Source organism: Oceanicella sp. SM1341 (assembly GCF_003448965.1).
In the GTDB taxonomy this organism is placed as follows: domain Bacteria; phylum Pseudomonadota; class Alphaproteobacteria; order Rhodobacterales; family Rhodobacteraceae; genus Paroceanicella.
Map to the genome: position 1 here is coordinate 122,631 of NZ_QRGC01000010.1, position 25,974 is coordinate 148,604.

The 25,974-nt window shown below is 71.8% G+C and carries 24 protein-coding genes; 18 read left to right on the top strand and 6 right to left on the bottom strand.

Annotated features, from left to right (window positions below; translation table 11 throughout):
• Position 1 precedes the first annotated feature (1 nt).
• The 13 genes from D3P35_RS11580 (at position 2) to D3P35_RS11640 (ending at position 11,041) form a co-directional block, all read left to right on the top strand.
• Positions 2 to 1,201, top strand: coding sequence for a phage major capsid protein (locus D3P35_RS11580; protein WP_118134882.1), 1,200 nt, complete (start codon positions 2 to 4; stop codon positions 1,199 to 1,201).
• A gap of 196 nt (positions 1,202 to 1,397) precedes the next feature.
• Positions 1,398 to 1,982, top strand: coding sequence for a head-tail connector protein (locus D3P35_RS11585; RefSeq protein WP_118134883.1), 585 nt, complete (start codon positions 1,398 to 1,400; stop codon positions 1,980 to 1,982).
• On the top strand, positions 1,979 to 2,329 hold the full coding sequence (locus D3P35_RS11590; protein WP_232830471.1) for a phage head closure protein: 351 nt from the start codon (positions 1,979 to 1,981) through the stop codon (positions 2,327 to 2,329). Before D3P35_RS11585 ends, D3P35_RS11590 begins: the two co-directional genes overlap by 4 nt.
• Entirely contained in the window at positions 2,326 to 2,748 is a 423-nt protein-coding gene (locus D3P35_RS11595; RefSeq protein WP_118134884.1) for a DUF3168 domain-containing protein, read from the top strand. Before D3P35_RS11590 ends, D3P35_RS11595 begins: the two co-directional genes overlap by 4 nt.
• Before the next feature lie 105 nt (positions 2,749 to 2,853).
• On the top strand, positions 2,854 to 3,267 hold the full coding sequence (locus tag D3P35_RS11600) for a phage major tail protein, TP901-1 family (protein WP_118134920.1): 414 nt from the start codon (positions 2,854 to 2,856) through the stop codon (positions 3,265 to 3,267).
• Positions 3,267 to 3,590 (top strand): gene transfer agent family protein, encoded by a 324-nt coding sequence (locus tag D3P35_RS11605; protein ID WP_118134885.1) that lies wholly within the window; start codon positions 3,267 to 3,269, stop codon positions 3,588 to 3,590. Before D3P35_RS11600 ends, D3P35_RS11605 begins: the two co-directional genes overlap by 1 nt.
• Entirely contained in the window at positions 3,583 to 3,795 is a 213-nt protein-coding gene (locus D3P35_RS11610) for a rcc01693 family protein (RefSeq protein WP_118134886.1), read from the top strand. Before D3P35_RS11605 ends, D3P35_RS11610 begins: the two co-directional genes overlap by 8 nt.
• A complete protein-coding gene (locus tag D3P35_RS11615; RefSeq protein ID WP_232830472.1) occupies positions 3,788 to 4,420 on the top strand; it encodes a phage tail tape measure protein in 633 nt (210 codons plus the stop codon). The genes D3P35_RS11610 and D3P35_RS11615 overlap by 8 nt, the downstream gene beginning before the upstream one ends.
• Before the next feature lie 15 nt (positions 4,421 to 4,435).
• Complete coding sequence (locus D3P35_RS11620) at positions 4,436 to 5,059, top strand: DUF2460 domain-containing protein (protein ID WP_118134888.1); 624 nt, start codon at positions 4,436 to 4,438, stop codon at positions 5,057 to 5,059.
• A gap of 1 nt (position 5,060) precedes the next feature.
• Positions 5,061 to 5,951: a DUF2163 domain-containing protein gene (locus tag D3P35_RS11625; protein ID WP_118134889.1), complete on the top strand. Its 891-nt coding sequence runs from the start codon at positions 5,061 to 5,063 to the stop codon at positions 5,949 to 5,951.
• The gene (locus D3P35_RS11630; RefSeq protein ID WP_118134890.1) at positions 5,926 to 6,372 is read left to right on the top strand and encodes an NlpC/P60 family protein; all 447 of its coding nucleotides are present in this window, start codon (positions 5,926 to 5,928) and stop codon (positions 6,370 to 6,372) included. Before D3P35_RS11625 ends, D3P35_RS11630 begins: the two co-directional genes overlap by 26 nt.
• A gap of 15 nt (positions 6,373 to 6,387) precedes the next feature.
• Positions 6,388 to 10,335 carry a glycoside hydrolase/phage tail family protein gene (locus tag D3P35_RS11635; protein WP_118134891.1) on the top strand — a complete coding sequence of 1,316 codons (3,948 nt, stop codon included), beginning with the start codon at positions 6,388 to 6,390 and terminating at the stop codon, positions 10,333 to 10,335.
• Positions 10,328 to 11,041 carry a DUF2793 domain-containing protein gene (locus D3P35_RS11640; RefSeq protein WP_118134892.1) on the top strand — a complete coding sequence of 238 codons (714 nt, stop codon included), beginning with the start codon at positions 10,328 to 10,330 and terminating at the stop codon, positions 11,039 to 11,041. The genes D3P35_RS11635 and D3P35_RS11640 overlap by 8 nt, the downstream gene beginning before the upstream one ends.
• Positions 11,042 to 11,082: 41 nt before the next feature.
• Here the strand turns inward: D3P35_RS11640 and D3P35_RS11645 are convergent, their stop codons facing one another.
• Entirely contained in the window at positions 11,083 to 12,741 is a 1,659-nt protein-coding gene (locus tag D3P35_RS11645; protein WP_118134893.1) for an NAD+ synthase, read from the bottom strand.
• A gap of 221 nt (positions 12,742 to 12,962) precedes the next feature.
• Between D3P35_RS11645 and D3P35_RS11650 the strand changes: the two genes are divergently transcribed.
• Complete coding sequence (locus D3P35_RS11650; protein WP_370031058.1) at positions 12,963 to 14,453, top strand: MORN repeat-containing protein; 1,491 nt, start codon at positions 12,963 to 12,965, stop codon at positions 14,451 to 14,453.
• A gap of 4 nt (positions 14,454 to 14,457) precedes the next feature.
• Here D3P35_RS11650 and D3P35_RS11655 read toward each other — a convergent pair whose 3' ends face one another.
• Positions 14,458 to 14,874, bottom strand: a complete 417-nt coding sequence (locus D3P35_RS11655; RefSeq protein WP_118134894.1) for a metallopeptidase family protein — start codon at positions 14,872 to 14,874, stop codon at positions 14,458 to 14,460.
• Positions 14,875 to 15,059: 185 nt separating this feature from the next.
• On the opposite strand from D3P35_RS11655, the gene gltX reads away from it, so the two are divergent.
• Both gltX and D3P35_RS11665 read left to right on the top strand, forming a co-directional pair.
• Positions 15,060 to 16,403 (top strand): glutamate--tRNA ligase, encoded by a 1,344-nt coding sequence (gltX, locus tag D3P35_RS11660; RefSeq protein WP_118134895.1) that lies wholly within the window; start codon positions 15,060 to 15,062, stop codon positions 16,401 to 16,403.
• Complete coding sequence (locus tag D3P35_RS11665) at positions 16,400 to 17,395, top strand: glycosyl transferase family protein (RefSeq protein WP_118134896.1); 996 nt, start codon at positions 16,400 to 16,402, stop codon at positions 17,393 to 17,395. Before gltX ends, D3P35_RS11665 begins: the two co-directional genes overlap by 4 nt.
• A 409-nt stretch (positions 17,396 to 17,804) precedes the next feature.
• On the opposite strand, the gene D3P35_RS11670 is transcribed toward D3P35_RS11665, so the two are convergent.
• A complete protein-coding gene (locus D3P35_RS11670; RefSeq protein ID WP_118134897.1) occupies positions 17,805 to 18,581 on the bottom strand; it encodes a helix-turn-helix domain-containing protein in 777 nt (258 codons plus the stop codon).
• Positions 18,582 to 18,696: 115 nt separating this feature from the next.
• On the opposite strand from D3P35_RS11670, the gene D3P35_RS11675 reads away from it, so the two are divergent.
• On the top strand, positions 18,697 to 19,893 hold the full coding sequence (locus D3P35_RS11675; RefSeq protein WP_118134898.1) for an MFS transporter: 1,197 nt from the start codon (positions 18,697 to 18,699) through the stop codon (positions 19,891 to 19,893).
• Between the two features lie 61 nt (positions 19,894 to 19,954).
• Here the strand turns inward: D3P35_RS11675 and rpoD are convergent, their stop codons facing one another.
• From rpoD to D3P35_RS11690, 3 genes are all read right to left on the bottom strand, one after another.
• Positions 19,955 to 21,961 (bottom strand): RNA polymerase sigma factor RpoD, encoded by a 2,007-nt coding sequence (rpoD, locus tag D3P35_RS11680; RefSeq protein ID WP_118134899.1) that lies wholly within the window; start codon positions 21,959 to 21,961, stop codon positions 19,955 to 19,957.
• A gap of 90 nt (positions 21,962 to 22,051) precedes the next feature.
• The gene (gene dnaG, locus D3P35_RS11685) at positions 22,052 to 24,085 is read right to left on the bottom strand and encodes a DNA primase (RefSeq protein ID WP_118134900.1); all 2,034 of its coding nucleotides are present in this window, start codon (positions 24,083 to 24,085) and stop codon (positions 22,052 to 22,054) included.
• Positions 24,086 to 24,501: 416 nt separating this feature from the next.
• Positions 24,502 to 24,861, bottom strand: coding sequence for a DUF6476 family protein (locus D3P35_RS11690; RefSeq protein WP_118134901.1), 360 nt, complete (start codon positions 24,859 to 24,861; stop codon positions 24,502 to 24,504).
• Here D3P35_RS11690 and D3P35_RS11695 point away from each other — a divergent pair.
• On the top strand, positions 24,860 to 25,912 hold the full coding sequence (locus tag D3P35_RS11695; protein ID WP_118134902.1) for an RluA family pseudouridine synthase: 1,053 nt from the start codon (positions 24,860 to 24,862) through the stop codon (positions 25,910 to 25,912). The genes D3P35_RS11690 and D3P35_RS11695 overlap by 2 nt on opposite strands.
• Positions 25,913 to 25,974 lie beyond the last annotated feature (62 nt).

Consider the following 25,974-nt stretch of genomic DNA (forward strand, 5'->3'; position numbering starts at 1 on the left):
CATGTCTCATTCCGATGCAGACCGTGAACAGGCGGCCGCGACGCCGCAGCCCGGTACGGCCGTGGAGGTGAAATCCGCCATGTCCGGTTTCCTCAAGGAATTCAGTGCATTCCGCAGTGATATTAAGACCCGGTTGAACGAACAGGAAGAAAAGCTCGCCATGCTGAACGCGAAATCCGTTTCCGCGGCCCGTCCGCATCTCTCCCAGGCCGCCGAGCCGGGCGTGCCGCACAAGAAGGCCTTCGCGGCCTACCTGCGCAGCGGCGACGACGACGCGCTGCGTCACCTGCAGGTCGAGGAGAAGGCGCTCTCGACCGCGGTCTCGGCCGATGGCGGCTACCTCGTCGACCCGCAGACCTCCGAGCAGATCAACGGCGTGCTGCGCGGCGCGCACTCGATCCGGGCGATCGCCAACGTGGTGACGGTCGAGGCCTCGGCCTATGACGTGCTGGTCGACCATTCGGACATCGGCGCCGGCTGGGCCGACGAGAGCGGCTCGATGAACGAGACCACCACGCCGCAGCTCGACCGCATCTCGATCCCGCTCTTCGAGCTCTCGGCGATGCCCAAGGCCTCGCAGCGGCTGCTCGACGACAGCGCCTTCGACGTGGAAGGCTGGCTCGCGGAGCGCATCGCCGACAAGTTCGCCCGTGCCGAGGGTTCGGCCTTCGTGGCCGGCGACGGCGACGGCAAGCCGCGCGGCTTCCTCGACCACCCGGCGGTGGGCAACGACAGCTGGGCCTGGGGCAGCATCGGCTATGTGCCCACCGGCCAGAACGGCGACTTCAACGGCGTGGAGCCGGCGGACGCGATCGTCGACCTCGTCTACGCGCTCGGCGCGCGCTACCGCGCCAAGGCGACCTTCGTGATGAACTCGAAGACCGCCGGTGCCGTGCGCAAGATGAAGGACGCCGACGGCCGCTTCCTGTGGTCCGACAGCCTCAGCCAGGGCCAGCCCTCGCGCCTGATGGGCTATCCGGTGCTGATCTCCGAGGACATGCCCGACATCGCCGCGGATGCCTTCGCCATCGCCTTCGGCGATTTCGGCGCCGGCTACACCGTGGCCGAGCGGCCGGACCTGCGCATCCTGCGCGACCCGTTCTCCGCCAAGCCGAACGTGCTGTTCTATGCCACCAAGCGCATCGGCGGCGACGTGAGCGACTTCGCGGCGATCAAGCTGATGAAATTCGCGGTGGCCTGAGGCCGTCCGCGGACGCGGCCCGGGCTCCCCCGCCGGGCCGCAACCGGCGCCTCCGTGCCGTCCAGCACGTTTCTCCCCCCTCTGCCCGTGGGGCGCGGGGGCGCCATCCAGATTTGCGCCGTTTCCGCCGCGCGGCCCCGAGGGGCCCGGCAGGGACGGCACCTCCCGCCACGCGGTTGCCTGAGGAGATCCACCCATGATGCTGACCGAGCTTGAACCGCCCGTGCTGGGAACCAAGGCCGTGCGCGACCTCGCCGACCATCTGCGCCTCGGATCGGGGTTTGCCGATGACGGCGCGCAGGACGCGCTGATCGAGCTCTACCTGCGCACGGCCATGGCCGCCATCGAGGCGCGCATCGGCAAGGCGCTGGTGCAGCGGGCCTTTTCCTGGACCGTGACCCGCTGGCGCGAAACCGGCCGGCAGGCGCTGCCCATCGCCCCGGTGCGCCAGGTGACCACGGTGCGCATCGTCTCGGCGAGCGGCACCGAGCAGGAAACGGATTCCTCGCTCTGGGTGCTGGTGCCCGATGGCCAGGCCCCGTCGCTGCAGGGAAGCTGGGGGCGCGCGCTGCCTGGCATCCCCGACCTGGGCCGCGCCGAGATCGAGTTCAGCGCCGGATACGCGGTGAGCTGGGAGGAGCTGCCGGCCGACCTGCGCCAGGCGACGCTGCTGCTGGCCGCGAGCTACTACGAGAACCGCAGCGCCGACGAGGGCCGCGAGGGCGCGCTGCCCTTCGGCGTTCTCGCGCTGCTCGACCCCTACCGCCCGGTGCGGCTGTGAGCGCGGAGAAATCGCGCCCCGCGCTGCGACGGCTGCTGGTTCTGGAAACCCCGGAGCGGGTTGCGGACGGGGGCGGCGGCGCCGGGGTGGCCTGGAGCGCGCTCGGCGCGCTCTGGGCCGAGGTGCAGGCGGTCTCGGGCAGCGAGACCATCTCCGGCGCGCGCGAGCGGGTGCGCATCTCGCACCGCATCATGGTGCGCGGCGCGCCCGAGGGCTCGCCCGCGCGGCCGCTGCCCGACCAGCGCTTTCGCGAGGGCGGGCGCATCTATGCCATTCGCGCGGTGAGCGAATACGACCAGGAGGGCCGGTTCCTCACCTGCTGGACCGAGGAGGGAGCGGGCGCATGACCTATGCAATGTCATGGGCGCTGCAGAAGGCGGTGTTTGCCCGGCTGAGCGGCGACACGGCCCTGGGCGCCCTCGTGGGCGGCGCCATCCACGACGCGCCGCCGCATGCCGCGCGCAGTGCCGACCCGCTGGCGGTCTACGTGACGCTGGGCGACGAGACCGCCCGGGCCTGGGACACCGCCGACAGCCACGGCTGCACCCATGATTTCGACGTCACGGTGCATTCGGGCGCCGAGGGCTTCGCGGCCTCCAAGGAGGTGGCGGAGGCGGTGTGCGACGCGCTGGTCGACGCCGATCTCGCGCTTGAGCGCGGGCATCTCGTGGCGCTGCGCTTCGTGCAGGCGCGGGCCCAGCGGGGCCGCAGCCCGGAGAAGCGGCGCATCACCCTGCGCTTTCGCGCGGTGATCGAGGACACATGAGTTTCGCAGCCCCCGCGCGCCGCGGCGATGATGCCGGTGCGCGGGGGCGGGGCAGGGCGCGCGGCGCCGGCCTCCATCCGGCATTTCACAGACGAGGAACACGACATGGCCGCCCAGAAAGGCAAGGACCTGCTCATCAAGCTCGACATGGACGGCGGAGGCACCTTCCAGACCGTCGCCGGCCTGCGGGCCACCCGGCTCGGCTTCAACGCCCAGGCCATCGAGGTGACCTCCATGGAGAGCACCGGGCGCTGGCGCGAACTGCTCGGCGGGGCGGGCGTGCGCTCGGCGACGCTCTCGGGCTCCGGCGTGTTCAAGGACGCGGCGACGGACGAGCGCGCGCGGCAGATCTTCTTCGACGGCGCCACGCCGGATTTCCAGGTGGTGATCCCGGATTTCGGCACCGTGACCGGGCCGTTCCTGATCACGGCGCTGGAGTTTTCCGGCAGCCATGACGGCGAGGCGGTCTACGAGATGTCGATGGCCTCGGCGGGCGCGCTGAGCTTCGTGGCGCTGTGATGGCCAACCCGTGGCGCGGCGAGGTGGAGCTGGTGGTCGACGGCGCGGCGCACCGGATGCGGCTGTCGCTCGGCGCGCTGGCCGAGCTGGAGGCCCGGCTCGACAGCGGCTCGATCGTGGAGCTGGTGGAACGGTTCGAGCGCGGCGACGTGCGGGCCCGCGACCTGCTGGCGCTGCTGAGCGCGGGGCTGCGCGGGGGCGGGCTCGACATCGACGAGGCGGCGCTCGGCGCGGCCGAGATCGGCGGCGGGCCTCTGCGCGCCGCCCGCGCGGCGGCGGAGCTGCTGCGCCTCACCTTCGCGCTGCCGCAGGGCGATGGCTGAGCGCGTCGCCTGGGCGCGGCTGATGCGGCTGGGGATGGTGCAGCTCGGCCTCGCGCCGGAGCGCTTCTGGGCCCTCACGCCGGCCGAGCTCTTCCTGCTCGCCGGGCTCGACGACGGCTCGGCGCAGGGCATGACACGCGGGGCGCTGGAGGCGCTGGAAGCGCGCTTCCCCGACCGCCCGAATGGAGAGAGATCCGATGGCTGACCCCATATCCGACGATGAATTCGGCGGGCTCGAGGAGGGGTTCTCGGGCGCGCAGAGCCTGGCCTCGGCCTTCCGGGCCGAGCTGGAGCAGGTGCAGGCCGCAATGCGCAGCACCGAGCGGGAGAGCCGCTCGCTGTCGCGCACCATGGGCTCGAGCCTGCGCGGCGCCTTCGAGGGGCTCGTGTTTGACGGTGCCCGGGTGTCCGACGTGCTGTCGGGGATCGGGCGCAGCGTGGGCAGCGGCGTGTTTTCCGCCGCCATCCGCCCGGTGCAGAACGCGCTCGGGACGGGGGTGGAGGCGCTGGTCTCCGGGCTGATGCCCTTCGCACAGGGGGGCGTGTTCGGCGCGGGCCGCGTGCGCGCCTTCGCCCAGGGCGGCATTGTCGACAGCCCTACCTATTTCGGCATGCGCGGCGGCACCGGGCTGATGGGCGAGGCGGGGCCGGAGGCGATCATGCCGCTGGCCCGCGGCCCCGACGGCAAGCTGGGCGTGCGCGGCGCCGGCGGCGGCGTGCAGGTGAACGTGACGGTGAACACGCCGGACGTGGAGGGCTTCCGCCGCTCGCAGGCGCAGATCGCCGCGAGCCTGGGCCGCGCGATGCGCCGCGGCCAGCGCAACCTCTGACGCGGGGAGAGACACATGAGCTTCCATGAGACGCGCTTTCCGGCCGGGCTGTCCTTCGGCTCGACCGGGGGGCCCGAGCGGCGGGTGGAGATCGTCACCCTCGCCAACGGGTTCGAGGAGCGCAACGCGCCCTGGGCGCAATCGCGCCGCAGTTTCGATGCCGGGATCGGGCTGCGCTCGCTCGACGACCTGGAGGAGATCGTCGCCTTCTTCGAGGCGCGCGGCGGCCAGCTCAACGGATTTCGCTGGAAGGACTGGACGGACTACAAGTCCTGCAAGCCCTCCGGCACGCCGGCGCGCACCGACCAGCCGCTCGGCACCGGCGACGGCAGCCGCACCACGTTTCAGCTCGTGAAGCGCTATGCCTCCGGCGGCTCGGTGTACCTGCGCGATATCCGCAAGCCGGTGCAGGGCACGGTGCTGGTGGGGGTGAACGGGGCGGCCGCGGCCGGTGTGAGCGTGGATACCACGACCGGTGTCGTGAGCTTCGCCAGCCCGCCGGCGAACGGGGCCGCGGTGACGGCGGGCTTCGAGTTCGACGTGCCGGTGCGGTTTTCGGCCGAGCGGATCGACACCTCGCTCGCCGCCTTCCAGGCCGGCGAGATGCCCTCCATCCCCGTGATCGAAGTGAGGGTGTGACATGCGCGCGATCGACCCCGCCCTGAGGGCGAAGCTCGACAGCGGTGCGACCACGCTCTGCCGCTGCTGGATCCTGGTGCGGGCCGACGGCGCGACCTTCGGCTTCACCGACCATGACCGCGACCTGGAGATCGAGGGCGTGAGCTGTGCCGCGGCGAGCGGGCTGTCGGCCACGGCCGTCAGCCGCTCCACCGGGCTGTCGGTGGACAACGCCCAGGTGGCCGGCGCGCTGCAATCCGCCGGCATCACCGACGCGGACGTGCTGGCCGGGCGCTACGACGGCGCCACCATCTCGCACTGGCTGGTGGACTGGACCGAGCCCGCGCTGCGGCTGCGGGTGTTCGCCGGCAGCATCGGCGAGATCACCCGCGAGGGCGCGGCCTTCCGCGCCGAGATGCGCGGTGTCTCGGAGGTGCTCAACCTCGCGGCCGGCCGCTCCTACCTGCGCGATTGCGATGCGGTGCTGGGCGACGCGCGCTGCGGGGTGGACCTCGACAGCCCGGCCTATTCGGGCGAGGCCACGGTCGCCGATGCCTCCGACCCGCTCGAGTTCACCATCGACGGGCTCGGCGGGTTCGAGGGCGGCTGGTTTGCCCGCGGCCACGTGGAGTGGCTGAGCGGGGCGAATGCGGGCACCCGGGTGCGGGTGCGCCAGGACCTCGTGCAGGGCACGGGCAGGCGGCTGCGCCTGTGGGAGCAGCCCGGCGCGCCGGTGGCGGCCGGCGATACGCTGCGCCTGCGAGCGGGCTGCGACCGGCGGGCAGAGACCTGCCGGGGGAAATTCGCCAATTTCAGAAACTTCCGGGGCTTTCCTCATCTTCCTGGCGAAGACTGGATGACCTCCTACGTGCGCGAGGGAGATCGCCATGACGGCGGATCGCTCTACCGCTGAGGCGGCGCTGGCCATCGCGCGGGCCTGGATCGGCACGCCCTACGTGCACCAGGCGAGCTGCCGGGGCGCGGGCACCGATTGCCTCGGGCTGCTGCGCGGGGTGTGGCGCGAGCTCTACGGCTGCGAGCCCGAGCCGGTGCCGGCCTACACGCCGGACTGGTCGGAGGCTTCGGGCGACGAGCGCATGCTCGCCGCCGCGGCGCGGCACATGCGCGAGATCGCGCCCTGCGAGCGCCGGCCCGGCGATGTGCTGGTGTTCCGCATGCGCGCCCGGGCGGTGGCCAAGCATGTCGGCATCCTCGGGATGCGCGACGGCGGGGCCACGGTGATCCATGCCTATTCTGGCCAGGCGGTGATCGAGTCGCCGCTGGGCCCTGCCTGGGACGCGCGCATCGCCGCGGTGTTCCGCTTCCCTGACTGACGACGGAGACGTTTCATGGCAACTCTGCTCCTCTCTGCGGCCGGTGCCGCGGTCGGCGGCTCGTTCGCGGGTACGGCCTTCGGGCTGGGCGGCGCGGTCCTGGGCCGGGCCGTGGGCGCCACGGTGGGCGCCGTGCTCGACCAGAAGCTGCTGGGCGAGGGGTCGGACCCCGTCGAGACCGGCCGGCTGGGCAGCCTGCGGCTGCAGGGCGCGCGCGAGGGCGCGCCCGTGACCCGCATGGCGGGGCGGGCGCGGGTGGCCGGGCAGCTCATCTGGTCGACGCGGTTTCTCGAGAGCGTCTCCACCCGGGGCGGCGGCGGCAAGGGCGTGGCGCCCAGCCAGCCGGAGGTGCGCGAGTATTCCTACTCGGTGAGCATCGCCATCGGGCTCTGCGAGGGCGAGATCCTGCGCATCGGCCGGGTGTGGGCCGATGGCAAGCCCTTCGCGCTGGAGCAGGCGCAGTACCGCCTCTACCGCGGCGGGCAGGACCAGCAGCCGGACCCGCTCATCGAGGCGGTGGAGGGCGCTCAGAACGCGCCGGCCTATCGCGGCACCGCCTATCTCGTGTTCGAGAACCTCGGCGTGGGCGAATTCGGCAACCGGATACCGCAGTTCAATGTGGAGGTCTTCCGCCGACCGGAGGTGCCGGCGCAGTATCTCGTCGACGGGGCCATCGACCCCGGGCAGGCGGTGCGCGGCGTGGCGATGACGCCGGGCACCGGCGAGTATTCGCTGGCGCCGGACCCGGTGAGTTATTCCTACGGCCGGGCGAACCGGAAGGTGGCCAATGTCAACAACACCACCGGCGAGACCGATATCGAGGCCTCCACGGCGCAGCTTTCGGCGGAGCTGCCGGCCTGTGACGGGGTGTCGCTGATCGTCTCCTGGTTCGGCACCGACCTGCGCTGCGCGAGCTGTGTCATCCGCCCCAGCGTGGAGCAGCGCGACTTCGACAGCCCGGAGATGCCCTGGAGCGTTTCCGGCCAGAGCCGCAGTGCCGCCCGGGTGGTGAGCCAGAAGGACGGCCGCCCGAATTTCGGCGGCACGCCCACCGACCAGTCCGTCGTCCGCGCCATCAAGAGGCTGCGGGCGCAGGGGCGGCGGGTGACCTTCTATCCGTTCATCCTGATGGACGTGACCGAGGACAACAGCCGCCCCGACCCCTGGAGCGGCACCAATGGCCAGCCGCCCTTTCCCTGGCGCGGGCGCATCACGCTGTCGGTGGCGCCCGGGCGGCCCGGCTCGCCCGACATGACGGCCGCGGCGGCGGCGGAGGTGGCGGAGTTCTTCGGGACGGCGGCGCCGGAGGATTTCACCACCTCCGGCGAGACGGTGGGCTATACCGGCCCGGCGGAGTGGAGCTTCCGGCGCTTCATCCTGCACTATGCGCATCTGTGCAAGGCGGCGGGGGGCGTGGACGCCTTCCTCATCGGCTCGGAGATGCGCAGCCTCACCTGGATCCGCGACGGGCAGGGCAGCTATCCCGCCGTGGTGGCGCTGCGCGCGCTCGCGGCCGATGTGCGCGAGATCCTGGGGCCCGACGTGAAGATCAGCTACGCGGCCGACTGGTCGGAGTATTCCGGGCACCGGCCGGATGACGGTTCGGGCGACGTGTATTTCCACCTCGACCCGCTCTGGGCGCATCCGGCGATCGATTTCGTGGGCATCGACAACTACATGCCGCTGTCGGACTGGCGCGACGGCGATGCGCATCTCGACGCGCAGGTGGCGCGCTCGATCTACGACCTCGACTACCTGCGCGGCAACGTGGCCGGCGGCGAGGGCTATGACTGGTATTACGCCGATGCCGCGGCGCGGGACGCGCAGGTGCGCACGCCGATCATCGACACGGCCTACGGCGAGCACTGGGTGTTTCGCTACAAGGACCTGGCGAACTGGTGGGGCCAGCCGCACCACAACCGCGCGGGCGGTGTGCGGGCGGCGAACCAGACCGCCTGGGTGCCGCAGAGCAAGCCGGTCTGGTTTACCGAATACGGCTGCCCGGCGGTGGACCGGGGCACGAACCAGCCGAACGTGTTCGTCGACCCCAAGTCGTCGGAGAGCGCGCTGCCCTACTATTCGCACGGCGCGCGGGACGACTTCATCCAGCTGCGCTACCTGCAGGCGGTGCTGGGCTACTGGGGCGATGCGGGGAACAACCCGGTGTCGGGCGTCTACGGCGGGCCGATGATCGACCTCGCGAATGCCTATATCTGGGCCTGGGACGCCCGGCCCTGGCCGGATTTTCCGGCGCGCACCGATGTCTGGGCGGACGGGCCGAACTACGAGCTGGGCCACTGGATTTCCGGGCGGATGGGCTCGGCCGGGCTTGCCGAGCTGGTGGCGGAGCTGTGCCTCTATGCGGGGCTGGAGGAGATCGATGTCTCCGGCCTCTACGGCGTGGTGGACGGCTTCGCGCTCGAGGCCACGCAGAGCACGCGCCAGGCGCTGCAGCCGCTGATGCTGGCCTGCGGGTTCGACGCGTTCGAGCGCGACGGCACGCTGGTGTTCCGCATGCGCGAGGGCGAGGTGGATCATGTGCTGGAGTCCGGCGCGTTCGCGGTGGAGAAGGGCGACGGAGACTTCGGCCCGGAACTGGTGCGCGGGCCGTCGGCGGAGATGCCGGAGGCGGTGCAGGTGAGCTTTCCCGACACCGGGAATTCATACCAGGTATCGACCGTGGAAGCGGTGCATCCGGCCGGCCGCACGGGCACCCGGGCGGACCGCAGCGAGCTGCCGGTCACGCTTTCGGCCGCGCAGGGGCAGGCGATCGCCGACCGCTGGCTGTCCGAGGCGCGTGTGGCGCGGGACACGGCGCGCTTCGCGCTGCCGGCCTCGCGCATCGACGTGGAGCCGGGCGACGTGGTGAGCATTGCCGCGGGGCAGGGCATCGCGCGGTACCGGGTGGACCGGATCGAGGATATCGGCATGCGGCGGGTGGACGCGCTGCGGGTGGATGCCTCGGTCTACGGGGCGCATTCGGGCGCGGGGCGCAGCTACACGATCGAGAAACTGCCGCAGGTGGGGCCGGTGTGGTCGACCTTCCTCGACCTGCCGCTGCTGCGCGGCGACGAGGTGGCGCATGCGCCCTGGGTGGCTGCCGCGGCCGAGCCCTGGCCCGGGCCGGTGGCGGTGTACGACGCCGCGCAGGACGATGGCTACGAGCTCGACACCGTGCTGCGCAGCTCGGCCGTGGTGGGCGAGACGCTGGACGTGATCCCCGCCGCGCAGCCCTGGCTGTGGAGCCGGGGGCCGGCGGTGCGGGTGAAGGTGGCGGGCGGGGCGCTGGAGGCGCGCAGCACCATCGACGTGCTCAACGGCGCCAACGTGGCCGCGCTGCGCGCACCGGGCGCGGAGGACTGGGAGATCGTGCAGTTTCGCCAGGCCGACCTGGTGGACGCGGACACCTGGGCGCTCTCGGGCCTGCTGCGCGGGCAGGCGGGGACCGAATTCCTCGCCGGCACCGACCTGGCCCCGGGCACGGATTTCGTGCTGATGGGGCCCGGCTGCGCGCAGGTCGACCTGCCCGCCTCGATGCGGGGCATCGAGCGGCACTACCGCATCGGGCCGACGGCGCGGGGCTATGACGACGCGACATACACCCATGTGGTGGCGGCCTTCGAGGGCGTGGGCCTGCGGCCCTGGGCGCCGGTGCATGGCGCGGCGCGGCGGCAGGCGGATGGCGATATCGACATCCGCTGGGTGCGCCGCACCCGGCGCGACGGCGATGCCTGGACACGGGGCGACGTGCCGCTGGCCGAGGAGCGCGAGGCCTATCTCGTGCGCGTGCTCGGCGGTGGCGGCGCGGTGCTGCGCGAGGTGGAGACCGCCACGCCCTTCCTGCTCTACACCGCGGCCGAACAGGCCGCGGACGGCCTCTCGGCGCCCTTCGCGATCGAAGTGGCGCAAATCTCGGCCAGCTACGGCCCCGGACCCAGCCTGAGGATGGAATTCGATGAGTGAAACCCGGAGAATGGCCCTGCCGCTGATTGCCGCGGGGCAGGCACAGAAGCATGTCACGGTGAACGAGGCGCTGGCGCGGCTCGACGCGCTGGTCTGGCCGCAGGTGCTCTCGGCCGATCTCGCCGCGCCGCCGGCCGCGCCGGCGGAGGGCGACGCCCATGTGGTGGGCGCGGCGCCCACCGGCGCCTGGGCGGGGCAGGCGGGCAGCATCGCCTTTCGCATCAACGGCGGCTGGGACTTTGCCGCCCCGCGCCCCGGCTGGCGGACCCATGACCTCGACAGCGGCGCGATGCTGACCTTCGACGGGGCCGACTGGGTGGCCGATGCGGTGGCCTTCGGGAGCGGTGGGGCGGCGACGCTGGGCCGGGTGATCGAGATCGACCACGCGGTGGCGGCCGGTGCCGTCTCGACCGCGGCGGGGGCGATCCCGGCGGGCTCGGTGGTGCTCGGGGTCTCGGCGCGGGTGACCTCGGCGCTCACGGGCGGGGCGACCTCGTGGTCGCTCGGGGTCGCGGGCTCGGCGGATCGCTACGGCTCGTCGCTGGGCGTGGCGCAGAATTCCTACGCGGCCGGGCTCACCGGCAGCCCGCAGGCCTATTACAACGACACCGCGCTCACCCTCACCGCCGCGGGCGGCAGCTTTACCGGCGGCGCGGTGCGGCTGGCGGTGCACCTGTGGCAGCTGCGCCCGCCGCGGCAGGTGTGAGGCCCGCCGCGCCGCCCGGGAAGGCCGGGCGGCGCGGCGGGTCAGCGCCGGTCGCGCCAGCGCATCACGATGGGGTAGCGGCGGTCGAGCCAGAAGGCCTTGGGGCTGACCTTGGCGCCGGGGGCGGCCTGGAAGCGCTTGTATTCGGAGAGGTAGAGCAGGCGCTCGACCTTCTCGACCGTCTCGCGCTCGAAGCCCTCGGCCACGAGGTCGCCGACCGCGAGGTCGCGCTCGATGAGCCCGTCGAGGATGGCGTCGAGCATCTCGTAGGGGGGGAGCGAATCCTCGTCCTTCTGGTCGTCGCGCAGCTCGGCGGAGGGCGGCTTGGTGATCACCCGCGGCGGGATGACCTCGCCCCCGGGGCCGAGCATCCAGGGCCGGTGGTTGGCGTTGCGCCAGCGGCAGGTCTCGAAGACGCGGGTCTTGTAGAGATCCTTGATCGGGTTGTAGCCGCCGGCCATGTCGCCGTAGATCGTGGCATAGCCCACCGCCACCTCGGACTTGTTGCCCGTGGTGAGCAGCATCTCGCCGAACTTGTTCGAGAGCGCCATCAGCATCAGCCCGCGCAGGCGCGACTGGATGTTCTCCTCGGTGATGTCGGGCGCGAGCCCCTCGAAGAGCGGCGCCAGCGTGGCCTCGACCGCGGCGCGGGCGGGGTCGATCGGCACGGTGTCGAGCCGGCAGCCGAGCGCGCGGGCGACGCCCTCGGCATCCTCGAGCGACTCGGGCGAGGTGTGCCGCGAGGGCAGCATCACGCAATGCACGTTTTCCGCCCCGATCGCATCGGCGGCGATGGCGGCGACCAGCGCCGAATCCACTCCCCCCGACAGGCCCAGCACCACTTTCGAGAAGCCCGACTTGCGCAGGTAGTCCCGCGTGCCTTCCACGATGGCGCGGTAGTCCTGCTCCCAGGTGTCGGGATGGGCGGCGCGCTCGGCGGGCAGGCAGGCCCAGCCCTGCGGGCCCTTCTCGAAGTCGAGATGCGCGATGGCCGTATCGAAGACCGGCATCAGCGCGGCGAGCTTGCCGCCGGGGTTGAGCGCGAAGCTGCCCCCGTCGAAGATCTGGTCGTCCTGCCCCCCCACCATGTTGAGATAGACCAGCGGCAGCCCGGTCTCGACCACGCGCGAGACCATGTGGGTGAGCCGCACGTCCCACTTGCCGCGGAAATAGGGCGAGCCGTTGGGCACCACCAGGATCTCGGCGCCGGTCTCGACCAGGGTCTCGGCCACTTCCGGGTGCCAGGCGTCCTCGCAGATCGGGATGCCGACGCGGATCGGGCCGATGCGCACCGGGCCGCTGATCTCGCCGCTGGTGTAGAGGCGCTTCTCGTCGAACACCTCGTTGTTGGGCAGGTCGTGCTTGAGGATCTGCGCCGTCACCTTGCCGCCCTGCAGGATGTGGTAGGCATTGTGCAGGTCGGCGCCTTCCATCACCGGGGCGCCGATGCCGAGCGCCGGGCCGTCGGACACCTGTGCGGCGAGTGCCGCGAGCGCGTCCATCACGTCGGCGATGAAGGCGGGCTTCAGCACCAGGTCCTGGATCTGGTAGCCGGTGAGGAACATTTCCGGCAGCATCACGAGATCGGCCCCGGCCTCGCGCCCGGCGCGGTGCGCCGCGAGGGCCTGCTCGGCGTTCCCGGCCAGGTCTCCCACCACCGGGTTGAGCTGCGCGAGAGTCAGCCTGAAGCGTTCGGACATTCGCAATTCCCCCTCACTTTCGGACCGTTGCGCTATATCGCCTTGGTCCGGGCAAAACCAGAGGTGACGCTTAACCTCGTTCAAAACCAGAGTTGTCACCGCAGGGGCGGGTCTTTAGACTTCGCGCAGGCAACCCGGCGCTGCACCGGGCGACCGGGAGCGAAAGTGTATGGGGTGCCGGCGCGCCCGGAACTTCCCCGTGCCGGCTCCGGTGGAGGAATATCGTGACGCTGAGTAGACCGACCCTGATCCTGGCCTCCGGCCTGCTTCTCGTGCTCGTGGGCAGCGGGGTGGTCGCGCAGTCGGACTCCACCGTCCAGACCAAACAATACGACACCGGCGACATCTACGAGGGCGAGTTCAGGGACGGCAAGCAGCACGGCCACGGCACCTACAAGCGCCCCGGCGGCTTCGAGTACACCGGCGAATGGGTGGACGGGCGCATCGAGGGCGAGGGGGTGGCGACATATCCCAACGGCTCGGTCTACGAGGGGCATTTCAGGAACGGCGGCCCGGACGGCCACGGCAAGATCACCTATGCCGACGGCGGCTGGTACGAGGGTGACTGGGTCGACGGCGTGATCGAGGGCAAGGGTGTCGCGGAATACGCCAACGGCGTGCGCTACGAGGGCGAGTTCAAGGCCGCGGTGCATGACGGCTTCGGCATCATGACCTCGCCCAACGGCTACCGCTACGAGGGCACCTGGGTGAAGGGCACCAAGGACGGCACCGGCAAGATCACCTATGCCGATGGCGCGGTCTACGAGGGCGACATCGCCAACGGGGTGCGCGAGGGGCAGGGCAGCATCACCATGCCCGACGGGCTCACCTACACCGGCGCTTGGAAGGGCGGCCAGATCAACGGCACCGGCACGCTGGTGCAGGCCAACGGCGACCGCTACGAGGGCGAATTCGTGAACGGCCGCCGCGAGGGCCAGGGCAAGACCATCTTCGCGAACGGCGATGTCTACGAGGGCGGTTTCCACAACGACCAGAATTCGGGGCAGGGCGTGTTCACCGCCGCGGACGGCTATCGCTACGAGGGCGAATGGGTCGAGGGCCGGATGGAGGGCCAGGGCACCATCCATTACGCCGATGGCGCGGTGCACGAGGGCACCTTCGCCAACGACCAGCCCAACGGCCAGGGCAAGATCACCTATTCCGACGGCTCCTCCTACGAGGGCGATTGGGTGAACGGCGTGATCGAGGGCCAGGGTGTTGCGCGCTACGAGAACGGCATGGTCTACGAGGGCGAGTTCGCCAACGCGAAATACGAGGGCCGGGGCCGGATGACCTACGGCGACGGCTACACCTACGAGGGCGAGTGGAAGAACGGCCTGCGCCATGGCGAGGGCGTGACCACCTATGCCGACGGCACGGTCTACGAGGGCGATTTCGTGAACGGCCAGCGCGAGGGCCAGGGCACCATCACCATGGAAGACGGCTTCAGGTACGTGGGGGAATGGAAGGCCGGCGAGATCGACGGGCAGGGCGTGGCGACCTATCCCAACGGCGATGTCTACACCGGCATGTTCCGCAAGGGGCAGCGCCAGGGGCGCGGGCAGATGACCTATGCCTCGGGCGAGGAATACGACGGCTACTGGGTGGACGGGCAGATCGGCACCCAGGGGGACGCCGGGAACGCTCCCGCCGCGCCCGAGACCGAGGACGCGCCCGAAGCGACGGAGCCGCCGGCCGGGCCCTCGAACTGAGGGCTCAGAGGGTCCAGTCGTCCACCCGGCGGATGTCGTCGTCGCTCCAGCCCAGGTGGTGGGCGATCTCGTGCACCAGCACATGGGTGACGAGGGCGGCGAGCCCCACGTCGCCCCGCTCGATCCATTCATCGAGAATCGGCCGGCGGAACAGCCACACGGTGTCGGGCGCCATCGGCGCGTCCCAGGTGGATTTCTCGGTGAGCGGCACGCCCTGGTAGAGGCCGGTGAGGTCCCAGGCGCTTTCCAGCTCCATCTCCTCCACGATGTCCTCGGCGGGGAAATCCTCCACCCTGAGCGCGAGATCGGCACAGGCCCCGCGCACCTCCGGCGGCAGGCTGGCGAAGGCGGCGTGCATCATCTCCTCCATCATCGCGAGATCGGGGGCGAGCGGGCCGTCGGGAGAGTCGGGTTCTGTCATGGCGCGAGAGTAGGCCAGCGCCGCGGCAGGCTCCAGAGGGGCGTGCCGCCCCGTGGGCCCCAGTGGAGCGTGCCGCCCGGGGGGCTCCAGTGGAGCGTGCTGCCCCGGGGCCCCGGAAGGGCTTAAAGCCCGGCGCGGCCCGGTGTAAGAGGGGGGCGAGAGACACCCCAGCGCCCGGAGGCCCCATGATCACCACGCGCTTCGCGCCCTCGCCCACCGGATACCTGCACGTGGGCAACCTGCGCGCGGCCCTGTTCTCATGGGCGCTGGCGCGCAAGGCCGGCGGCCGCTTCATCCTGCGGCTCGACGACACCGACACCGAGCGCTCGCGCCCCGAGTATGCCGACCAGATCCGCCGCGACCTCGAGTGGCTGGGCCTCACGTGGGACCGGGAGGAGCGCCAGTCGGAGCGGCTTGAGCTCTACCGCGCCGCGGCCGAGCGGCTGAGCGCGGAGGGCCGGCTCTACGAGTGTTTCGAGACACCGGTCGAGCTCGACATCCGCCGCCGCAAGCAGCTCAACATGGGCCGCCCCCCGGTGTATGACCGCGCGGCCCTCGCGCTCACCGGGGCCGAGCGCGACGCCCTGCGCGCCGAGCGCGGGCCCGGCCACTGGCGCTTCCTGCTCGATCTCACCCGCATCGGCTGGGAGGACGGCATTCTTGGCGCCCAGTCCATCGACGCGGGGTCCGTCTCCGACCCGGTGCTGATCCGCGGCGACGGGCTGATGCTCTATACCCTCGCCTCGGTGGTCGACGACGCCGACATGGGCGTGAGCGACATCGTGCGCGGCGCCGACCACATCACCAACACCGCCACGCAGCTGCAGATCTTCGAGGCGCTCGGCGCACCGCGCCCGCGCTTCGCGCATCACTCGCTGCTCACCGGGCCCGGGGGCGCGGGGCTGTCGAAGCGCGAGGGGGCGCTGGCGCTGAAGGACCTCGCCGCGGCGGGGGTGGAGCCGCTCGCGCTGCTCTCGCTCATCGCCCGGCTCGGCTCGGCCGACCCGGTGGAGCCGCGGACCTCCCTCGCGGAGCTGGTGGAGGGGTTCGACCTCAGCCGCTTCGGCGCGGCCCCCACGGGCTTCGACGCGGACGATCTCGGCCCGCTCACCGCCAAGGTGCTGCACGCGCTGCCCTGGGAGGCGGTGGCGGAGCGCGCCGCCGCCCTCGGGGTGCCGGAGGCGGAGGGCCGCGCGCTCTGGGAGGCGGTGCGGGGCAATCTCGAGCGGTTCGACGAGCTCGCCGGCTGGTGGCAGCTCTGCCGCGAGGGGGCCGCGCCGGTGGTGGCGGAGGAGGACGCGGAGTTTGCCGCCGAGGCGCTCGCGCTGCTTCCCCCCCGCCCCTGGACGGCGGAGAGCTGGCCGGCCTGGACCGCCGCCGCGAAGGCCGCGAGCGGGCGCAAGGGCCGGGCGCTGTTCCTGCCGCTGCGCCGGCTGCTCACCGGGCGTGACCGCGGCCCGGAGATGGACCGGCTGATGCCGCTGCTCACCCATGTGCCCGACCTTTCCCGGAAGGAGCTCCCCCGATGACCGACGCGCTCCCCTTCTCGCATTTCGTCCGCCATCTCGGCCGCGGCCCCGGCCGCTCGCGCCACCTCACCCGCGAGGAGGCACAGGAGGCCATGGCCCGCATTCTCGAGGGCTCCGTGGCCCCCGAGGCGGTGGGGGCAATGCTGATGCTGATGCGCTACCGCACCGAGAACGCCGAGGAGGTGGCCGGCTTCATCGGCGCGATGCGCGAGCGGGTGGCAGCCTGGGCGGGCCTGCCGGTGGACCTCGACTGGCCGTCCTACGCCTCCGGTCGCAGCCGCGGCATGGCCTGGTTCGTGCTCTCGGCGCTGCTGGTGTCGCGCGCGGGCGTGAAGGTGCTGCTGCACGGCTACAACAGCCATCATCTCACCAACCCCGTGGCCCCCGGCCACGTGATCGGCGCGCTCGGCCTGCCGGTGGTGCATGACCCCGCCGCCGCGCGGGCGGCGCTGGAGGCGCAGGGCATCGCCTACGTGCCGCTGAAGAGCCTGGAGCGGCGCTTCCTGCAGCTCGTCGATTTGCGCGATGTCTTCGGGCTGCGCTCGCCGGTGAACACCTGCCTGCGCGGGCTCAACCCGGCGGGCGCGCCCGCCTCCGTGCAGGGCGTCTTCCACCCGCCCTACCGCGACCTGCAGCGCGACGCGGCCCGGCTGCTGGGCCAGGAGACGATGATCGTGATCAAGGGCGGCGGCGGCGAGGTGGAGCGCCATCCCGGCAAGCCGGTGGAGGTCTACGGCCTGCGCGGTGGCGAGACCATCGACCTCACGGTGCCGCCCTTCGCCGACCTGCCGGCGCGGCGGCTCGCGGGTGACGAGGACGCGCCCGATCTCGCCCGGGTGACCGATCTCTGGCACGGCCGCGCCGAGGATCCCTTTGCCGAGGCGGTGGTGCTGGGCACCGCGGCGCTCGCGCTCTACACCGCCGGCAAGGCCGCCGACCTGCCGGCCGCCGAGGCGCTGGCCGCCGGGCTCTGGGCCGCGCGGCGCGGCTAGGCCCTGGCCCGGCGGATGCGGGCCGCGAGGGCCGCCGGCGCGCGGCGGCGTCACCGTTCCGCCTCGGACCCGACCGGGGGGACGCCCGCCGTGCCGAGGGGGCTTTCGCCCCCGCAGCCCGGCGGGCGTGGCGAAGGCCCGTGCGGGCCTCCGCCCTGGCGGCGCCGGGGGCGATGCGGGCCGCGGGCCCGGGGGCGGATGTGACGCGAGACGCGCGGCCTTCCGCTTCCGCCGGTCGACCGGTCCGGGCCGCGCCTCAGGCAGGGCGAGACGGCGATGTCGACCATGGTCGGGCCGTGAACCGGGGCTTTGGGGGAGAATGGCGCCCGGCACGCGCGTGGCTTGCGCCGGGGGGAGGGCCGGTTGCCGTTCGGGAAGGCCGGGGGCAGGGACGCTCCCGCCGTCCGGCCTATTGCGTCTCCGCCAGCCAGGCGCGAGGCGAGGCGCCGAGGACGCGGCGGAACATCGTGGTGAAGGCGGCCGGATTCTCGTAGCCCATGTCGAGGGCGATGCTCGTCACCGCCTCACCGGCGGCGAGGCGTGGCAAGGCCGCCATCACGCAGGCCCGGCTGCGCCAGGCGACGAAGCTCAGGCCCGTCTCGCGACGGAACGCCCGGGTGAAGCTGCGGCGGCTCATGCCGAGGGCGGCGGCCCAGTCGTCGATGGTCTCGTGGGTTCCGGGGCTGCGCAGGAAGGCGCGGCAGCGTCGGGCCAGGCCCTCGCCGCGCGGCAGCGGCAGGGCGAGGGGCAGGGGCGGCAGGCGGCGCAGCTCGTGCAGGATCAGCGTCATCAGCGCGCCCGCCCGGCCGGCCTCGTCATAGGCGCGCGGCAGGGTCACCGCTTCGGCCAGCAGGCTGCGCATCAGCGCGGGGATCTCCACCACCTCGCAGGCGCCCGGCATGTCGGAGAGCAGCTCCGGCGCCACGTAGATGCTGCGCATCCTCACCGCGCCCAGCATGCGCACCGAGTGCTCGGTGCCCGGCGGGATCCACAGCCCGCGCTGCGGCGGCATCATCCAGGCACCGGAGGCGGTGGTCACGCTCACCACCCCCGTGGAGCCGCTGAGCAACTGCCCGCGCCGGTGGCTGTGCGGCGCGATGACATGGCCGTCGGGGTAGTCGCTGCCGCGCGCGATCACCGGCCGCGCGACCTCGGGGATATCGGGATGTCCGCTCTCGTCCTGCATGGCCCGCTCTCGTAGGTGTCTGACCCTAGCCGGGTGGCGGGCCGCCGTCTACCGGGCGATAAGCCCGGAGATGGGCGCGCCCGCCGGGCCGCCACCGCACAGGAAAGGTCCCCGCATGAGCGATGTCACGGCCGGGCGCGCAGCCCCGGCGCCCACGGTCTTCCCGGTGCTGGGGGCGGCGAGCTTCTGCCACATGCTCAACGACATGCTGCAGTCGCTGTTCGTCGCCGCCTACCCGGTGTTCCGGAGCGGCTTCGACCTGAGCTTCTCGCAGATCGGCGCGCTCACCCTCACCTACCAGGTCACCGCCTCGCTGCTGCAGCCGCTGGTGGGGCTCTACACCGACCGGCGGCCGCAACCCTTCTCGCTGCCGGTGGGGATGGGGGCCTCGGCGGCGGGGCTTCTGCTGCTGTCGGTGGCCGGCAGCTACGCGATGCTGCTGGCGGCGGCGGCGCTGCTGGGGGTGGGCTCGTCGATCTTCCACCCCGAGGCCTCGCGCCTCGCAAGGCTGGCCTCGGGCGGGGCGCACGGGCTGGCGCAATCGGTGTTCCAGGTGGGGGGGAATCTGGGCTCCTCGCTCGGGCCGCTGCTGGTGGCCTTCATCGTGCTGCCGGCGGGGCAGGCGAGCCTGGGGTGGTTCGCGCTCGCGGGGCTGGGGGGCATGCTGGTGCTCACGGCACTGGGGCAATGGTATCGCCGCCAGGGCCACGCGGCGCGCCCGGCGCGGGGCCGGGCCCTGCCGGCCGCCACGCTGCCCCGGCGGCAGGTGCTGGGCGCGCTCGGGGTGCTCTTCTGCCTCATCCTGTCGAAATGGTTCTACCTCGCCAGCTTCACCAGCTACTACGTGTTCTACCTGATGCAGGAGTTCGCGGTGCCCGAGGCCGAAGCCCAGCTCTGGCTGTTCCTGTTCCTCGCCTCGGTGGCGGCGGGCACGCTGATCGGCGGGCCGCTGGGCGACCGGATCGGCCGCAAGCCGGTGATCTGGGGCTCCATCCTCGGCACGCTGCCCTTCGCGCTGGCCCTGCCGCATGTGGGGCTCTCGGGCACGGTGGCGCTGAGCGTGCCGATCGGGCTGATCATCTCTTCGGCCTTCTCGGCCATCGTGGTCTATGCGCAGGAGTTGATGCCGGGCCGGGTGGGGATGGTCTCGGGCCTGTTCTTCGGCCTCGCCTTCGGGCTGGGCGGCATCGGGGCGGCAGCCCTCGGCGTGCTGGCGGACGCAACAAGCATCGGCTTCGTCTACGATGTCTGCGCCTTCCTGCCCGCTGCCGGCGCGCTGGCGCTGCTGCTGCCCGAGCCGCGCAGGGCCTGAATGCAAACGCGCCCGGGGGCTGGACCCCCGGGCGCGTTTCAATGGCTTCGGTGCCGGCTGCTCAGCTGTCGAGGAAACTGCGCAGCTTGCGCGAGCGGCTCGGGTGCTTGAGCTTGCGCAGCGCCTTCGCCTCGATCTGGCGGATGCGCTCGCGGGTCACCGAGAACTGCTGGCCGACCTCCTCGAGGGTGTGGTCGGTGTTCATGCCGATGCCGAAGCGCATGCGCAGAACCCGCTCCTCGCGCGGCGTGAGGGAGGCGAGCACGCGGGTGGTCGTTTCCTTCAGGTTCTGCTGTATGGCGCTGTCGAGCGGCAGCACGGCGTTCTTGTCCTCGATGAAATCGCCGAGCTGGCTGTCTTCCTCGTCGCCGATCGGCGTTTCGAGGGAGATCGGCTCCTTGGCGATCTTCATCACCTTGCGGACCTTCTCGAGCGGCATCTGCAGCTTGGCGGCCAGCTCTTCCGGGGTCGGCTCGCGGCCGATCTCGTGGAGCATCTGGCGGCCGGTGCGCACCAGCTTGTTGATGGTCTCGATCATGTGCACCGGGATGCGGATGGTGCGGGCCTGGTCGGCGATCGAGCGGGTGATCGCCTGGCGGATCCACCAGGTGGCATAGGTCGAGAACTTGTAGCCGCGGCGGTACTCGAACTTGTCCACCGCCTTCATCAGGCCGATGTTGCCCTCCTGGATGAGGTCGAGGAACTGCAGCCCGCGGTTGGTGTATTTCTTCGCGATCGAGATCACGAGCCGCAGGTTGGCCTCCACCATCTCCTTCTTGGCGATGCGGCTTTCCTTCTCGCCCTTCTGCACGGTCTGCACGATGCGGCGGAACTCGGGGATGTCCACGCCCACATGCTGGCCGATGGAGCCCATCTCGTTGCGCACGCCGTCCACACGGTCGCGGAAGCGGCCGCCGATGTCGGCCCAGCCGCGGCCCTTGAGGGCGGCGACACGGTCGATCCAGCCCGGGTCGAGCTCGGAGCCGCGGTACTCCTCCACGAAGTCGCGGCGGTTGATCTTCGCCAGGTCGGCGATCTTCACCATCTGGCCGTCGAGGGTCATGATGCGGCGGTTGATGCCGTAGAGCTGATCGACCAGAGCCTCGATGCGGTTGTTGTGCAGGTGCAGCGAGTTCACCAGCTCGACGATCTCCGAGCGCAGGCGCTGGTAGTCCCGCTCCTGGAAGGCGGAGAAGGTCTGGGCCTGGTTCAGGGCGGCGTTGATGCGGCTGTCCTGCATGTCCGACAGGCGGGCATAGTTTTCCGCGATGCGCTCGAGGGTCTCGAGCACCTGCGGCTTCAGCGCCGTCTCCATCGCCGAGAGCGAGAGATTGGACTGCTCGTCCTCCTCGCCCTCGCTCTCGCCTTCGCCGTCACCCTCGCCGTCGCTGTCGGCCTTCGGGCCGGCGGGCGCGGCACCGGCGGCGGGCGCCGCGGGTTCCTCGGCGCCGTCCTCGTCGGCATCGCCCTCGCCGTCGACCGCCATCTCCTCCTCGACATCGCCCTCGAGCGAGGCGCCGAAGGTGGTCTCGAGGTCGATCACGTCGCGCAGCATGATCTTCTCCTCGAGAAGCTCGTCGCGCCAGATCGTGATGGCCTGGAAGGTGAGGGGGCTCTCGCACAGGCCCGAGATCATCGTGTTGCGCCCGGCCTCGATGCGCTTGGCGATGGCGATCTCGCCCTCGCGGCTGAGCAGCTCGACCGAGCCCATCTCGCGCAGGTACATGCGCACCGGGTCATCGGTGCGGTCCAGTCCCTCGGACGTGCTGGAGGTGGTCGCGACCTCGCGGCTCTCCTCCTTCTGCTCGCCCTCGCCCTCGCCGTCGCTTTCCTCGTTCTCGATGACATTGATGCCCATCTCCGAGAGGAGGGACATCACGTCCTCGATCTGCTCGGAGGAAAACTGGTCGGACGGGAGCGCCTGGTTCAGTTCCTCGTAGGTGATGTACCCGCGCGCCTTGGCCTGGGCGATCATCTTCTTGACGTTCGCCTGGCTCATGTCGAGCATCGAGGCATTGCCGTCCTGCTGGTCCTGTTCCTTGTCTTGCTCCAAGTCCTTGGCGGCCATGCTGCACTCCGTTCTGGAAACACTCGGGGCCGATGAGCGTGCGACTCACCGGGGGCGGCTCTACCGAATCGTCGATTCGGACGACAGGGTCTAGCGCTTTTTCTTTACCCAAATCTGGTCGTCGATGAAGCTTTGCAAGTGTGCAGAGAGAGATTCTTCGTCGACTGTTGCTGATTCGGCAGCCCGGGAGTGCCCCCTGGCCGCCCGGTTGCGGGCTTCCGCCGCCTGGCCGATGCGCCAGGTGAGATCGGCGGCCTCCCCCGCAGCCGTATCGCCGCGCCCCGCGAGCGCCTGCAACGCCTCGCGCAGCTCCGCCCCCATGCCCACGGTCGCGGCCTGCCAGGCCAGCGTGTCCGCCAGCGCGGTGCGGGCGTGCTGGGGCTCCGCCCCGGGGCCGAGATGGGGATTGAGCCGCACCTGCCCGATCGCCATCAGCCGCGGCATGGGGTCTTCGCCCAGTGCCGCGCGCACGCAGTCCATGAGATGGGTGCGGGGCTCCGGTTTGTCCAGACATTCCGAAAGGGCGGCGAGCAGGGCGGCGCGCAGCGCGGCGAGATCGGGGTTGAGGAACGGCGTGCGGTCGAGCGGGTCGTCGTACTCGGCGGCGAGGCCGGGGTGGTTGAGGCACACGCACAGGATGGCGGCCTCGCGCACCCGCGCCTCGGCCTCCGGCCCCGCGTCGGAGCGGGCGAGCAGCGAGGCCTTGGTGCCCGCGGTGGGCAGGGGCTGCGGCGCGGGGCGGCGCATGCCCGGCTGCCAGGCGCGGCGGAAGCCGCCCTCGGGCTGGAAGCCGCCGTCAGGGCGGAAACCGCCCCCGGCGCGGCCCCCCTCCGGACGCTCGCGGCGAAAGAAATCGGCCCGCCGGTCGCGGATCTCTGCGGTGTAATGGGCGCGGATCGAGGGGTCGGCGATGCGGCCGAGGGTTTCGCGCAGGGTCTTGTCGAGGGCGGCACGGCGCTCGGGGCTGTCGAACACCTTGCCCTCGGTCTCGCGCTGCCAGAGCAGGTCGACCATCGGGCGCGCACCGTCGAGCAGGGTCTGCATCGCCTCCGGGCCCTGGGCGCGCAGCAGGTCGTCGGGGTCGAGCCCCTCGGGCAGCACGCAGAAGCGCAGCGACTTGCCGGCGGTCACCAGCGGCAGGGCGATGTCGATCACCCGCATCGCGGCGCGCAGGCCGGCGGCATCGCCGTCGAGCGCGATCACCGGTTCGTCGGCCATGCGCCACATGAGCTGGAGCTGGTCCGGCGTGATGGCGGTGCCGAGCGGCGCCACGGCATGGGCGAAGCCGGCCTCGCAGAGCGCGATCACGTCCATGTAGCCCTCGGCCACGATGAGCGAGCCGGCCTTGCCCGCCGCCTCGCGCGCGCGCTGGTGGTTGTAGAGCGAGCGGCCCTTGTCGAAGAGCGGGGTCTCGGGCGAGTTGAGGTATTTCGCCCGCGCCTCCGGGCTCATCGCCCGGCCGCCGAAGGCGATGGCGCGGCCGCGCACGTCGCGGATCGGGAAGATGATGCGGCCGCGGAAGCGGTCGAACGGCCGGCCGCCGTCCTCCGGCACGATGGTGAGCCCGGCCTCGGCGAGCAGCTCGACGCCGATGCCCTTGGCGGTGAGGGCGGAGGTGAGGGCGGTGCGGTCGTCCGGGGCGAAGCCGAGCTCGTGGCGGGCCTGTGCCGCTTCGCCCAGCCCGCGGCCGGCGAGATAGTCCCGCGCGGCCTGGGCCCGGGCGGTGCGCAGTTGCAGGCGGTAGAACTGCACCGCCTGTTCCATCACCTCGACCAGTTTCGTGCGGCTGTCGGCGCGCTCCTGGGCGCGGGGGTCGCGGGCGGGCATCTGCATCCCGGCCTCGCGGGCGAGGATCTCCACCGCTTCCATGAAGCCCACGTTCTCGGTGTCCTTCACGAAGGAGATGGCGTCACCCTTCGCGTGGCAGCCGAAGCAATAGTAGAAGCCCTTGCGGTCATCCACGTGGAAGGAGGCGGATTTCTCCTGGTGGAACGGGCAGGGCGCCCAGTGGTCTCCCTTGCCGGGGTTGGACTTGCGCGTGTCCCACGTGACCTTGCGCCCCACCACCTGGGCGAGGGAGACGCGGGTGCGCAGCTCATCGAGGAATCCGGGTGGGAGCGACATGGCGCCAATATCTTCCGTCGGGCGGGGGAGCGCAAGGCGAAGCCTGCGGCGCGTTGCCGATCTGCGGGGCAGGATGCGTGGCGGCGCGCGGTGTCCCTCGGCGCCGGCTCAACCGTCTCCCCCGGGCGACCAGCCCGGGCCGCGCCCGACCCTCCCCCCGGGAGGGCGCGATGGCGATGGCAGTTCCCGCACAGCCGTCGTCCGGGGCTTTTGAGATGAATCGCTGACCACGGGCGGTGCAGCGCCCACCCAGGGTCGGGCGCGGCCCTCGGCACCCTGCATCGAGGTTGCGACGGGATCTTGGGAGGACAGAGGGGTCCGGCGGCCCTTGCCGGCCGTTCAGCCCTCGCGCGGGCTGCGAGAGAATTCGCCGGTCACGAGCGGTGCTGCGCCCTCCCGGTGGCGCGCGCCGGGCCTTACTGCGCCGGCGCGGGGGTAGGCGTCACCAGCAGGCTCTGGCGCTCCTCGCCGGTGGCGGCGTCGTAGATGCGGATGTATTCCGGGCCGCCGGGCGCCGCGGTCACCAGCAGCACCCAGTCGGTGCCGAAGGTGGCCGAGCGCAGCTCCTCGCCCTCGGGCAGGGCGATGCTCTCGGGCAGGGCCACGGCCCGCGGGGCGGCGGGGATTTCCAGCACCTTGATGACAAGCAGCGAAATGATCGCTATCACCGCGATCACGAGGGTCGCGGTCAGCCCCGTCACCAGCCAGCGCAGCAGGCGCAGGCGGGGGTGCTCCTCGAGCTCGTCATCCTCGGCAACCTCCCGCACAGGGCCCATGCAAGATCCTCTCCACATCACGCTTCCCGACGGCTGCGACAGCCGCCTCGACAAGGCCCTCGCCGCGGCGCTCGCCGCCACGGACGGCGAGGGGGCCGGCCTGTCGCGCTCGCGCCTCAGGGCGCTGATCGAGGAGGGGGCGGTCGCCCGCGCGGGCGGCGAGACCGTCACGGAGCCGAAGACCAAAGTCAAGCCCGGGGAGAGCTGGGTGATCCGCCCGCCCGCCCCGGTGGCCGCCGAGCCGGAGCCGGAGGCGATCCCGCTCGACATCGTCTTCGAGGATGCCGACCTCGTGGTGGTGAACAAGCCCGCCGGAATGGTCGTGCATCCCGCGCCGGGGGCGGAGCGCGGCACGCTGGTGAACGCGCTGCTGCACCATTGCGGCGACAGCCTGTCGGGCATCGGCGGCGTGCTGCGCCCGGGGATCGTGCACCGGATCGACAAGGACACCTCCGGCCTGCTGGTGGTGGCGAAATCGGATGCCGCGCACCAGGGGCTCGCGGCGCTCTTCGCCGCCCATGACATCGAGCGCAGCTACCAGGCCGTGTGCCAGGGCGCGCCGGACCGGGGGGACCCGCGGCTGCTCGGCCTCGAGGGGGTCACGCCCGAGGAGGGCTGGCTGCGCATCGAGGGCGACATCGACCGGCACCGCAGCGACCGCAAGCGCATGGCCGTGGTGCCCGGCGGGCGGCACGCGGTCACCCGGGTGCGGGTGCTCGAGCGCTTCGGCGCGACGCGGGCGGTGGCGGCGCTGGTGGAATGCCGGCTGGAGACCGGGCGCACGCACCAGATCCGGGTGCATCTCGCCCATGTCGGCCATCCGCTGGCGGGAGACCCGGTCTATGGCCGGCCGCGGGCGGTCTCGGCGCGCGATCTCGACCCGGAGGCGGCCGCGGCGCTGCGCGGCTTTCCGCGCCAGGCCCTGCACGCGGCCTCGCTGGGATTCGTGCACCCGGTGAGCGGGGAGCGGGTGGCCTTTCGCGCCGATCTGCCGGCGGACATGGATCACCTTCTCGCGAGCCTGCGTCGGAATCACACCCCCGGCGCGTAATACCTTAGGATACAAACTGTATCCGCCCCGTACGGTTGATGACGGGGCCTGCAGTGCCTAGA